This window comes from Aeribacillus sp. FSL K6-8210 (assembly GCF_037963925.1).
Taxonomy (GTDB): domain Bacteria; phylum Bacillota; class Bacilli; order Bacillales; family Aeribacillaceae; genus Aeribacillus; species Aeribacillus composti.
The window spans coordinates 210,215-222,817 of sequence record NZ_CP150172.1 but is presented as its reverse complement, the minus strand read 5'-3'; the positions used below and the strand labels follow the sequence as shown (position 1 = coordinate 222,817).

Annotated in this window: 7 protein-coding genes, 4 pseudogenes and 1 CRISPR repeat array; all 11 genes and pseudogenes read right to left on the bottom strand. The window is 38.6% G+C overall.

Features of this window, described 5'->3' with window-relative positions:
* Nucleotides 1–48: 48 nt before the first annotated feature.
* Nucleotides 49–504 (bottom strand): annotated as a pseudogene (locus NSQ41_RS01210) (transposase); the annotation flags it as partial.
* Between the two features lie 158 nt (nucleotides 505–662).
* Nucleotides 663–1,153: pseudogene (locus NSQ41_RS01205) on the bottom strand (SMI1/KNR4 family protein).
* 9 nt (nucleotides 1,154–1,162) lie between these two features.
* Nucleotides 1,163–1,513 (bottom strand): annotated as a pseudogene (locus NSQ41_RS01200) (hypothetical protein); the annotation flags it as partial.
* Between the two features lie 65 nt (nucleotides 1,514–1,578).
* The gene (locus NSQ41_RS01195) at nucleotides 1,579–2,814 is read right to left on the bottom strand and encodes an IS110 family transposase (protein WP_339210798.1); all 1,236 of its coding nucleotides are present in this window, start codon (nucleotides 2,812–2,814) and stop codon (nucleotides 1,579–1,581) included.
* A 158-nt stretch (nucleotides 2,815–2,972) separates the two neighbouring features.
* Nucleotides 2,973–3,749: pseudogene (locus NSQ41_RS01190) on the bottom strand (recombinase family protein).
* Between the two features lie 623 nt (nucleotides 3,750–4,372).
* Complete coding sequence (locus NSQ41_RS01185; protein WP_094244858.1) at nucleotides 4,373–5,500, bottom strand: IS110 family transposase; 1,128 nt, start codon at nucleotides 5,498–5,500, stop codon at nucleotides 4,373–4,375.
* Nucleotides 5,501–6,061: 561 nt separating this feature from the next.
* Entirely contained in the window at nucleotides 6,062–6,472 is a 411-nt protein-coding gene (locus NSQ41_RS01180) for an immunity protein YezG family protein (protein WP_144598442.1), read from the bottom strand.
* Between the two features lies 1 nt (nucleotide 6,473).
* Nucleotides 6,474–8,237, bottom strand: a complete 1,764-nt coding sequence (locus tag NSQ41_RS01175) for a DNA/RNA non-specific endonuclease (RefSeq protein ID WP_339210796.1) — start codon at nucleotides 8,235–8,237, stop codon at nucleotides 6,474–6,476.
* Between the two features lie 530 nt (nucleotides 8,238–8,767).
* Nucleotides 8,768–9,258: a CRISPR direct-repeat array (repeat unit 28 nt; unit sequence GTTTTTATCTTAACTATGAGGAATTGAA).
* A 69-nt stretch (nucleotides 9,259–9,327) separates the two neighbouring features.
* A complete protein-coding gene (locus NSQ41_RS01170; protein ID WP_339211585.1) occupies nucleotides 9,328–10,905 on the bottom strand; it encodes an IS66 family transposase in 1,578 nt (525 codons plus the stop codon).
* A 59-nt stretch (nucleotides 10,906–10,964) separates the two neighbouring features.
* Nucleotides 10,965–11,321, bottom strand: coding sequence for an IS66 family insertion sequence element accessory protein TnpB (gene tnpB, locus NSQ41_RS01165; RefSeq protein ID WP_063389611.1), 357 nt, complete (start codon nucleotides 11,319–11,321; stop codon nucleotides 10,965–10,967).
* Entirely contained in the window at nucleotides 11,318–11,641 is a 324-nt protein-coding gene (locus NSQ41_RS01160) for a hypothetical protein (RefSeq protein ID WP_063389610.1), read from the bottom strand. The genes tnpB and NSQ41_RS01160 overlap by 4 nt, the downstream gene beginning before the upstream one ends.
* Between the last annotated feature and the right edge of the window lie 962 nt (nucleotides 11,642–12,603).

The window sequence follows — 12,603 nt, the reverse complement described above, 5'->3', positions numbered from 1 at the left end:
GTACCCTATGTAGTAATCTTAAAAGCTATTATAAAAAAAGACCACCTATTAAATTACCTTTCGCTCTGTTATATTCGGCAATTGATAAACCGTTTTATGCTTCATCATGCCATAAATAATATTTACCAGCCTTCTCATGATACAAACCAACGCTTGTCCTTTTGTTTTGCCTTCCTTTCGCTTGCGTTGGTAGTATTCATAAAATACAGGATTTCTTGGCTTTTTACTTTCTTTTGCCACTTGTATTTGTTGTATCGCTAATTGATAAAATAACGCATGTAACGTTCGATTGCCTTGTTTGCTTTTGTGGTCTTTTCCTTTTCCTCCAGAGCTAAAATGTACAGGCGCAATTCCCGCATAACGAGCAAGTTTATTGGCATTTGGAAAACGCTGAATATCTCCAATCTCGGCAACCAAGGCGGATGCTGTCACTACATCAATCCCCGGCATTGTCACCAGTTGGTAATCGAGTAATTTCATTAATTTTCTTAGTTCTCCTTCGACCAATGCCATTTCCTGCTTGTTAAGTGAAACCATTAATAATAAAAAGAACCTTGAAAGGCATATAGCCAGTCAAGGTTTTCAATTTATTGTTAAATACCTTATATAATTTTTTAAATCCGGGGAGGAATCCTGAGAAGCATCCTTTCTCAAAAATGGCTTTAAAAATCATCGTAAGCATCACCTAACGGTATAAAATCTTCTTGTAGCCAGTACCAATGTCTACCTCTATTTTCTATCAATCGTTCTAATAAATCGGTAAAAGAAGTCGCTATAATAGAACACTCTCCTACCACCCCATGCCTATCATAAAAGCTGTCATAGCACCTACCGAGCCTACCCGGATTCAAATCAATCGTAATGTACTCTCCATTTCTATCCGTTGCACAGATATACCAATCGGATGAAATATCTTCTTCACATAACTCCCCTACAATAATAGGGTTAGCTAACTGAAAATCCTGAGGAGGGACTATTAAAATGGAATAATCAGCCTTTTCAAATAAAAGCGCCCCCCCCCACATAACTCATAAAACTTATACACATCATCAGGTAAAATATGCGATGTACTCACATTTGGAATACCAGCTGGAGGATAAACTACACAATCCCCTAAACTTTTTATTTTATTAATTAAATTCTCAATCCTCATTTTTCTTCACTACTCCCGATAAATATATTGATGAAATGCACGATAATACCCTCTTCTAGCAGACTGGGGAACACCAGCAGCATCGAACATTCTCTCTGTTAATTGTTGCATTTCTCTCGGCGAAACTGTTTTCCAATCTACTTTTCCTCCAACGTTTTTACCGGTTTTTTCGTATAACCATTGTCTATATACTGCTTTTGTGACATCATGTTGTGCTTTTGTCAAAGCAACTGTAGGGGTATCAGCACCTCTACTTACATAGTTTGGTACATTATGCTTAGCCCAGACATCTAATATACCATGGTGATTTTCTAGTGGTGCATTGCTTGGACGATACGGTACGACATCATACGGTCTAACATTACCCGTACCCTATGTTGTAATCTTAAAAGTTAAAAATAAAAAACAACCTATCTAAACCCTTATTAAACTACTTCATTCCCTTTCATTTTTGGCATTTGATAAGCTGTTTTGTGCTTCATCATGCCGTAGATAATATTCACAAGTCTTCTCATGATACACACCAATGCTTGTCCCTTTGTTTTCCCTTCTTTAAGCTTGCGTTGGTAGTAAGCATGGAACACAGGGTTCCTCTTCAATTTACTTCCTTTTGCCACTTGTACTTGCTGTACGGCTAGATTGTAAAATAAAGTGTGTAGCGTCCGATTTCCCTGTTTGCTTTTTTGTTCCTTACCTTTCCCACCAGAACCAAAGTAAACAGGTGCAATCCCCGCAAATCGTGCTAATTTGTTAGCATTGGGAAAGCGTCTGATGTCACCTATTTCTGCTATAAATCCAGATGCTGTGACGAGGTCGATGCCCGGCATCGTTTCTAATTGAAAATCTAGTAAACTCATTAACTCTTTTAATTTTCTTTCCACCTTGCCGATTCCCTGCTTTATAAACGAAATCTCTTGCACGATGTTTCTCACGAGAAAGTCTCGTGTATCTTGATGTTCTTTCATTGTATGTCCATCTTCTTTCACAAGCTTTAGTATTTCGTTTGCTTTGTTTACTGAACATGTATTATGACTGACATCTAATAAAAAGCATGTCAACTGTTTCACACTTACTCCGTCTAAACATGAAGGTGACGGGTATCGTTCCCAAAATGCTAATGCCGTTTTTCCATCCACCTCTGAGAAAAACTTTTTGTAGCTTGGATAGTGGTAACTCAATTGAATGTGCAGTTGATTTTTTAAAGCACTTTGTGCTTTGACTAATGCATTTCTTCTTGTCACCAATTGCTGTATTGACCAATATAAGTCATTCGGTTTTGCATCTGGTAAATGGTCTAGTTTGTTGACGAGTATGCGTGCCACACATTCTGCATCCCAGCTATCACTTTTTTGTGTCGTCATGTGACTTTTCCGTTCGGCGAACGACAAAGCCGGATTCACTTCTTTCACGATTTGTTCATGATCCATTAAATATTTCGCTAATGCTCGACCATATCCTCCCACATCTTCTAATCCAAACACAGGTGTTAACTGTTCACCAGCGAGCTGATTCACTTCTAATAAAAACGTAGAGAAAGCAGGTGGCTTGTTTTCAATCTGTATTTCCCTAAGCTTCTCCTGCCAACAGTTCATGATGACAGCCGTGTGATGCTGTTTATGTAAGTCAACACCCACATACAAGTACCTCTGCTTTTTGTGCATCGCTCATCCTCCGATTCAGTTGTCAATCATTAGATGAAAATGCCGGCAACCTTAGTTCGAGCGTTCACCTTCTGGTGCGCATTGGTACGAAAGCCTATCCATTTTCAACGTTACATGGTAACCTATAAGAAAATGTGCACTTTTTTTAAATTCATTTGTTAAATTATTGCTTGATGTTTACCATTTGCTTGTATTTGTCCGTATGTGTAAATCCCTTGGTAAAATCTTTCTCGATCTAAAATCCGTTTCACTTGTACTTTCGTAAATCGTTTACCTTTTGTTGTTCGATAACCTTCGTCATTTAATGCTTCTGCCAGTCTAGACAAAGACCAATGCTTATATCTTTACTTAAGCTCAAATACTCATTTCACTGCTTCTGCTTGAACATTATGTATCTTGAGTTCCTTTTCGCCTTTTTGCTTAGTGTAACCAAATGTTACCCGACCTCCTGCATATCCTCCTTCCCTTGCTTTTTTATTTCTTCCTTTCGTTAGTTTGAGTGCTATTTCAAGCCGTTGATATTGGTCTAACAATTCCATCAAACCATTTACTAAGAAATCATTTGGGGCTTTTTTATGAATACTGTAAAACGGCTGTTCAATGCTTTTAATATCACAACCATATTTTTTCAGTTCTCGTTGAATCAGTACTTTTACAATATCTGACCGCCATAATCGACTTGTGTTTAGCACTACCACATACTGTATTTGTGTAGACGCAAGATGAGCCAACATCTCCTGTAAGCTCACCCTATCGATTTCTAGTGCTTCTTCGTTTAGTTTTGCGCCACTGATTCCTTCATCTCTAAAAATATGTACCAAGTTCAAGCTATTCTCTTCACAGTATGCTTTGATTTCCTCTTCTTGATATTTTAAACTGTATCCGTCTTTCGCTTGCCCTTGTGTAGAGACTCGTATATACCCGACAACGTTCAACTTTTCACCCTCCCGTTACATAAATTTTAATTTGTGTAACGCTTTTTAAACGAATAGCGAGTATTATACGACCGTCTCAATTAAAAATACAACCCAAAATTTATTGGCCAGCGCTGTCTTCGAACACCTTTTTACGTTCCCCCTTGTTTATCGCCACGAGCTTTGTCATTCTCGTTAGTTTGTTAGCTATGCCATGTCATAACTATCTCTCCTATGTAAAATGTCATCTCGTCTATTTCTCGTTTTTCTCACCCTACCTAAGTATTAAAACAAAACTCCATGATGGTACAGCCTTCATAAGTTTTTAATTCAAATATGACGTTTTTAAACATTTCATACGAAAATGCAAAAAGCACTTGTCGCCTGTAATAGGCAATCAAGTGCTTTAAGTTTATTCGTTATCTAAATTTATCAATCTCTTTAAGGTTTTAAGTTTAATGTACTCTATATCGACAGTATGACATCTTTTTCTGTGAAAATCAATTAACCATGGCTGAAGCGGTATACCCCACAATCAAATTGGATACCCTATTAACGACCAAAAAAAGGAAATAGGAAAGCAGAGCTACCTTATTTTTAGGTATCTCGTATATTTCTGAACCTTTTTGGTTATACTAATTTATTTACTGCTCTCGAAACGGTTCTTTTCGAGAAATGATGCAGTAAATGATGGTAAGCATTCGGTGCGCGATCGCAACGAGTGCTTTTTTCTTTCCCCTGCGTGCCGCCAATGACCAATATTTCGCTGCCAAACGTTGATTCCTACATCGAGACAAAGCCCAAGCCGCCTCACATAACGCCGATTTGATATGCGGATTCCCCTTCGTCGTTCGGGTACTTTTTCGTTTTCCAGCACTTTCATGATTTCCCGGCGCGACTCCCGCCCATGAAGCGAGGTGTTGAGACGTTGGAAATTGTCCCATATCGACTCCGATTTCAGCGATAATCACGGCAGCGGTTTCCTTCTTGACCCCCGGTATGGTCACAAGAAGCTCCATCTCTTGTTTGTATACTTGTAAGAGTTGGTCGATTCGTTCTTCGATGTCTCGAAGTAAACTTTCCAACGATTCGATGTGCTTCCACGATTGGCGAATCATGAACAGTTGATGGTTGGTCAATGTACCAAAGAGAGAATCCTGAATTTGTTGTTTTTTCCTCTTCATACTCCTGTGAATGCAAGCATCGACTTCGGTTTCTTCGATGTATCCCTGTTTCATTAAACGTTCCAGTAGCTTTCGCCCAGATACACCAAATACATCCGAAATCACGGAACTTAACTTGATATTGGAACATTCCAACACTTTTTGAATGCGGTTTTTCTCCGCGGTTAACTGCCCGATCCATTTTTTGCGCAAGCGAGTTAAATCCCGTAATTCTCGAATGTTCTCAGGAGGTACGAAACTCTTCTCGATCAATCCGTAACGCAACAATTTGGCGATCCATTCTGCATCGGAAACATCGGTTTTTCTCCCCGGTACATTTTTGATTCGCTGAGCGTTGGCAAGTGTAATGTCAAAGTAATCTTCCAAAATATTGAACACAGGTTTCCAGTAAACGCCCGTACTCTCCATCGCAATATGAGTGACACCACGATCTTCTAACCATTTCAGAAGACGAAACAAGTCTTTCGTGAAAGTAGGAAATGTTTCAACTTCCTTTTGAACGTGTTCTTCCTCTCCAAGAAGAGCACAAACGACAATTGTTTCGGCATGGATATCTAATCCTGCACAACGATGATAAAGAACATCCATGATTCTTACTCCTTCCATCGATAAATTCGCAAACAGGGAGTCCATTTGCACGTTAGGCATTTTTCTGTTCGTAGTCACCTTTTCACACGAAAAGGGCTGACAATGGGTGGAACACCAAATGGACTCAAACAGTTTTTATTACAGGGTCGAACCACCATTAAAGAGAACGTCTTTCAAAACTGTTTGCGTTCATATCCATTATGGGAAGGAATGATGGATTTTCATGCATGGGTGGGGAGTAAAATTACTCATGGATGTTTTTATTTCTTGACAAGTGTTATGTTTAAACCCTCGAACTTGTTCGCTCTCGTTCATTTGTTGCTTATGCAATGTCATAACAATTCCTGTCTAAAAAATGTCATCTCGCCTAATTCTCGTTCTTATTATCTTACCCTAGTATTAAAACAAAACTCTATGATGGTACAGCCTTCATGAGTTTTTGACTTTTAAAGGGGCATCATTCTGCCCAATTTAAAAACTTTCTTTTTAGATTGCATACCTTAAAAAAGTTTGAAATGCTTATTCAACTAAGCATTTCAAACTTCATATTAGTAGAATGCTCTACTTTAAATATTCAGCTTCCCATTTTTCTTGTTTTTCTACAGGAGAAAGGTGAGAAATATCCTCATATCCATAATTTATCTTCATTTTACCTGTGTTATCTAAAATGAAAGTTAGGTTTGTCCACGGTTCTTGGTCTTGTTCTATAAATTCTTCACGTAACTTAGAAAAACAGTTATACAAATCATTTTCTAACCCATCATACTCTTCTTCATTGACATAAAATAAATCATTTATGTCAAGACTATACACTGGTTTCACTCCATTTTCAGGATAATAGTAGAAAAAAACTTTTTTATAACCTTCTCTTAACTCAGCATACAAATAAATCTTACTCCAATCTTCTGGAATCATCTTAACTAATGTGTTCGCAATTTTTTGATATATTTGCTCCATTTTTTTAGTTTCCAACTTAATTACCTCCTGTATAATTTGTTAATCTATCTGAATATTTTTTTCCATCTATAGTGTAATTGATTTTAAATTCACTTGGTCTAACTGAATTTCCCTCATATATGGGTTTCACATTAATTATTACTTCTTTACCTTCTTGTAACGCCTTTTTCCATGCGTTTTCTAACGATTTATACTCACTCCTATTTAATTTAGCATTCATCGGTACTAGATTGTCAATTTCACCTGAACCTTTGAAAATACTAGCTATCAAATGTCCTCCATCATCATTTGATAATCTATCTTCCCTACCAACTGTCCTTTGTGCATACGGATTCCGGTCAGCTTTACCAAGTTGCAACTTAGCTTCTACACTTGATATTCTTCCATTACCATCAGTTTTATAATGGTAACCTTCTTTGGTTGTATATTCAATATTAGGTTTCAATGCTTTCTTACCATCAACTTTTGTATAATGCTCTCCATAGCTTAACTTTTTAGAAGTATTACCCGTACCCTTAGTGCCAAGTTCAACGCCATCGTTGCCTGCTTTACTTCCGCCTACATTTATCCCATCCATCTTACTTAACCAAGCTTGAATCTTATTCTCCACCGGAACCTTAACATTCCCAACCCCTTCTATGGCCAATCCCATTTGCCGGCTTGGCAGGAGGTGTCTTAAGTTTGTTGCGGCGTTGTCTACGAACCGACCGACTTGCAACGAACCTTTTCTCGCACCGGTTTTTAAATGCTGCGGCATTTCTTTCGTCCATGCCTTGGCACTCCTGATGCGGGCCAATATGCTGTTTTCCGCATGGACAACCAGGTCGCAGGCACGTTGTGATTTCTGGTGCAATCCAGCTTTCAAGCTTGTAAATAGCTTGGGATCCATTGCTTCTAGAAGAGGTGCGAACCGGGCGGCGCTGCTGAATTTAGAAAGCCCCTTTACGCCAGGGACGATATCCAGTGGAGAAAGGACACCACGAAATACTCGTTCGTCTGTTTTCAACTCTCTCCCTGAAATCCAGTCTTTTCCGGAAACGGCTGAACTTAATTCCAGTGTACCATAAGCTGTCCCCAATGCCATCCCTGCTGGCGGACAAATGAAGGAAGTGCCTACTATGACAGCCAGTGCCGTTATTTGTCCCCAAAATTCTTTGTTCATCTGCCCATCTTTGATCGATTCATACTGAAAAGCCCGGGAATTCAATGCTGTTTGTATATATTCTTGTTTCGAAAAATTTGCTTTAGGGTTCAGTTCTTTCCATGAAACGTATTCCCGTTCTATCAACTTAGCATAGTAGTTGCTGCCACTGAACAGATCTTCCAGTCCAACTTCCGCTTTCGGCACGTCGATTGTTTGTTGTGTGCCGTATGCTCCGGAAGCGACAACTGTTTTTTTGGCACCAATGTGATTTTTCGTTTTGATCTTTGATATGGATAAGTTGTGCATCGCTTCCACAAAAGCATCGATCTCTTGATAAAACAGATCATCTATGGTGCGGTCAACAATCTCTCCGACACGGCTGCTAAAGCGGTGCAAGACGAGATAATCTTCATATAATTGTTGATATTGTTTTTTTCGGTCTGTGTGGGTGAAAGAGATGACACCGTCTGTGTCATATTTGGCGATGTCTGCTTGAACGTCTTCGAGAAGATCGTTTAGATCTTTTAATTTATCAATCATGCCTTTGCCCCATACACCGAGACCGACCAGATCGCCAATACCTTTCTTCGTCTTTTCCCATTCAGAAGGGATATACTTGACATCCACTGCCTTCATGCCTCCGATTGAAACGAAATGGATTCCAACATATGGAACAGCTTTCTGTTTCATTATAAGAGAAAATATGAAACTTTTGGTAAACAGGAAGAAAAAAAGGGAATTTTAAGTAAAAACTACCAATCATTTTTCAGATCATGTTCTTATTTTAGATCGTAGGAACCGATCGAATGGACCTAAACCAATTTTTCCTGAATGAAACGTTAAAAATAGGTCTCACTCTTCCTTCAATTGAATGAGAAGGGAATGAGCCGGATGTTTACTTTATTAAAACAGATGGGTCAGGTAAAATGGTTGATACAACATGGATTTCATTGTCGGCAGGCAAACTTTGAAATCTGTTTTAAACGGAAATAAAAAAGAGTCGTCGACCCCCAATCGTGCAAAAATCCCCGGGGATCGACGACTCTTTCAAATCTTCATTGAGCCCAAGCAAATCAAAGGTTTGATAAAAATTCCCCTTTTCGTTAAAATAAAAATAACCAGTCAAGCATTAAAAATGAAATGCTTATTTAACAACGTTTTTTGGGGTTTTTATCTTAACTATGAGGAATTGAAGCTAAAGATTCCAGCACGTACAAAAGGCTTCATTAAAGTTTTTATCTTAACTATGAGGAATTGAAGCGTCAATGCTTCCTTTATTTTTTGTATTTTCATTTTCGTTTTTATCTTAACTATGAGGAATTGAAGCATAACCCCCATCGCTGACCAATACCCAAGTTTGGCCGTTTTTATCTTAACTATGAGGAATTGAAACGATCTCACCGTCTGGGAACTCATAGATGACATCTCCGGTTTTTATCTTAACTATGAGGAATTGAAACTTGAAAGCTGCAGCTGTTGTGGCAAGTGGAACCGGTTTTTATCTTAACTATGAGGAATTGAAACTGCGATGCTTGGGATGAAAATGATGAACCGATTTTGTTTTTATCTTAACTATGAGGAATTGAAACTCAGTTTGCGAATCTGTGATGTGGATCAAAAATACTCACCGTTTTTATCTTAACTATGAGGAATTGAAACCTTACATGAATAATTGTAAGCGTAAAATAGTCCACACCTACCTTTAGATGTGGACTATTGTTATGGTTTATTTAGCTTTATTAGGAACACGACATTCTTCTGGAATTGTTGTGGACCAAGGAAGGAGTTGTTCTAATTTTTCTTTGTCAGTCAGATTAATATTTGGAAGCTGTTCAAATAAATATTTAAGATAATTGAATGGGTTTAATCCGTTTTCCTTCGCAGTCTCCACAATGCTATAAATGATTGCGCTGGATTTAGCCCCCTTTATGGTATTGCTAAACAGCCAGTTTTTCCTCCCGATTACAAACGGTTTAATGGATCGTTCTGCGCGGTTGTTATCAATTTCTAAACGACCATCCTCTAAAAAAGCTACTAAACGGTCCCATTGATTACGACAATATTTAATGGCTTGCCCAAGTGCACTTTTTGGCAACACTCTTGGGGCTTGTTCATGAAGCCATGCCAAAAAAGCCTCCAATACCGGTTGGCTGCGTTCTAAACGTTTCTTATAACGTTCTTCAGGACTAACGTCCTTTAAATCCCGTTCTATCGAGAAAAGTTGGTTACAGAATGCAAGACCTTCTTTGGCTTTAACGTGAGTAGTTTTAGCCGATTCAGGAAGAGCCTGCAAAGCTTCTGTGAATTTACGTCTGGCATGAGCCCAACAACCGACCAGACTGACATCAGGGATTCCGTTATAACCGGCATACCCGTCCACATGTAAATATCCACGGAAACCTTCCAAAAATCGTAAAGGATGTTTGGATGCACGGGTTCGCTGGTAGTCATACAAAACAATTGGAGGCCCCATTCGTCCTGTCCGATAAAGCCACATAAATGATTTGGAAGTCGCTCGTCGGTCAGGTTCTGAAAGAACCTGTAAGGTGGTCTCATCCGCATGGAGGATATCCTGATTCAATAGATGGTTACGCATTCGGTCGTAAACAGGACTCAACCAGGTGTCGGCTCCATACAAAATCCAATTGGATAAAGTTTGCCTGGAAATGAATATGCCAAATCGCTCCAGATGTTTTTCCTGGCGATACAAAGGCATACTTTCAACGTATTTCTGCGTCATCGTATAAGCCATTGACGATGGAGATGCCAGACTTCCCGGAAAAACAGGAGCCGGCATTTTCGCCGTGACAATAGGCGTTTCTATTTCATGGCGTTCACAATGACGACAACTATAAACATATTGGACATGCTTTTTCACTTTTACTTGTGCTGGAATAACTTCTATTTCTCTGCGTACTTGCGTACTCATTTCGTGTAGAGGTCCAGCGCAACACGAACAAACCTGTTCCTCAGCTGGCAAACGGTATTCCACCGTTTCAGTAGGCAGGTTTTCTAGTTTTTCATCTCGACGATTTCGCTTCTTCTTGCGTGTATATGTAATGGTTTCAATCGTCGGTTCTTCATCATCAGGATTTGCGGTAGCTTCAGCTTCATTGAAAAGGGACAGTTGGTCTGAATTGGTCTTCTCACTGGAAGAACCAAAACGACGTTGTTGACTTAACCGAAATTGCTCCTCATACCATTTTAGCTTCGCTTCCAAAGCTTCCTTTTCTATTTCAAGCTTTTCGTTACGCGCTTTATAGTATTCAATTGTTTCTTGAGTTTTCATGTCCATGTTTTTCATAGTTCCAGTATACGCAAAAGAATCCGGCTTGACCAGTCGGATTCTCAAGTTTTTTAATTTCATAGAATCGTGCGTGCTTTCACTGTGGGATGGGCTTGTTTTTGTTCGATGGATAAGCCATCTAATAACCAGCGTAGCTGACGAGGACTGATATCCATCGGCACTCCTTCTTGTTCAGATGGCCAGTTGAAAGTTCCTCTTTCTAATCTTCTATAATGGAGCCAAAACCCATTATTATCCCACTGTAGAATTTTAAGTTTATCCCTTTTCCGATTACAGAAAACAAATAAACAAGGGGAAAATGGATCCAAATCGAAGCATTCTTTGACGATGACTGCGAGACCATCAATCGATTTCCGGAGATCGGTGCTTCCACGTGCAAGGTACACTCGTTCAAAATTTGCGTTAGATATCATCGATTTTGAATCACACGCACTACATCGGAAAGTAGATTCAAATCGGTGCCTGGACGTACTTCGATGGACAGTGCACCGTAATGAATAAGGACAGATTCCTGACCCGTATGATGGGAGGAGATTTCTTGGACATCCACCGTCAACCATTTTGATTGATGCTCGTTCGTAGAAATTTCTTCCTCTCGAAACTTTCGAATCCAGTAGTACATCTGATGTATATTTACATCATTGATGCGAGACCACTCAGAAGCACTCAATCCACTTGTTTTCCAAGCATCATACCTGGATTTCCATTCTATTCTTTTGTCAGCATCATTCATAGCATAACCTCCAGCATTTTTTCTATGGAGATTATCTCATGTAACATTCACAACTAGAAGGTGCTGAGTATTTGACGCTTACGAATAATTAATAGAAGAAGTATTCGTTCCACTTTTGAAATGAGGGCTTTCAACATTAGTTACATCTAGATCCTTAAGTCTCAACATTCTTTTGCAATACTTATTTTCAAATGTCGATTCTATACCGTGAGAAACAACACAGGAAAAAGACCAAGAAAGTCTGAGATCTCATCGGTAAAGGGATTATAGAGATTTTAGGCAGAAGAAAAAGAAAGTCTGACGGAAAAGTCTCGGAAAAATCTTCGGATTGCTTACTTATACTCGATATTTGCATCTTTGATCAAGCTTTTATATGTTCCACTATTCCTAAAATCCTTCTTTGAAGTTATCACCCTATAAATCAACATTTCACGTTGTTTCTCTGACATTTCATTTAAGCACGCTTCTCGTTAGAGAATCCATGTCAAGCCCTTGATGGATAGATCACATACATATATGTATATTTATTCAAAATTTTGATAAAGATATACTGCAACACTCTGTATTTTTTTCTTGCAGAAAACAAACTAAACTTTTTGAGCTAGTAATAACTTTACAAAAATTTTATAAATCACCGTAAAAAAAATTAAATGAATTGTTTAATTTTTCCTTACTTTTTAAAGATTTTTACTATATTTTTCTCTTTTCTAAACAAAATAAGATTGAATTGTAAGTTAATAGAAAAGAAAGAAGAATGGATGAAAGAGTTTTAGAGGTTCAAAGATGGCTGAATAAAACCTACGGCAGTAGAGCTGGTTTTAATGAAGTGACTGAAGACGGAATTACTGGGTGGAAAACGGTCTATCGCTTAATCCGGGCACTACAATTTGGAAATGACAATTGTTTCTTCCAACGGCAATAAAGGAAACTGTTCTCCAATATCAATGATGAAAATCAGAATA

What these genes read in the sequence shown, in the direction of transcription:
- NSQ41_RS01195 (WP_339210798.1), bottom strand. Translation starts at nt 2,814, where the DNA reads ATGCACAAAAAGCAGAGGTACTTGTATGTGGGTGTTGACTTACATAAA.
- NSQ41_RS01185 (WP_094244858.1), bottom strand. Translation starts at nt 5,500, where the DNA reads ATGGATGTTCTTTATCATCGTTGTGCAGGATTAGATATCCATGCCGAA.
- NSQ41_RS01175 (WP_339210796.1), bottom strand. Translation starts at nt 8,237, where the DNA reads ATGAAGGCAGTGGATGTCAAGTATATCCCTTCTGAATGGGAAAAGACG.
- NSQ41_RS01170 (WP_339211585.1), bottom strand. Translation starts at nt 10,905, where the DNA reads ATGAAAAACATGGACATGAAAACTCAAGAAACAATTGAATACTATAAA.
- tnpB (WP_063389611.1), bottom strand. Translation starts at nt 11,321, where the DNA reads ATGATATCTAACGCAAATTTTGAACGAGTGTACCTTGCACGTGGAAGC.
- NSQ41_RS01160 (WP_063389610.1), bottom strand. Translation starts at nt 11,641, where the DNA reads ATGAATGATGCTGACAAAAGAATAGAATGGAAATCCAGGTATGATGCT.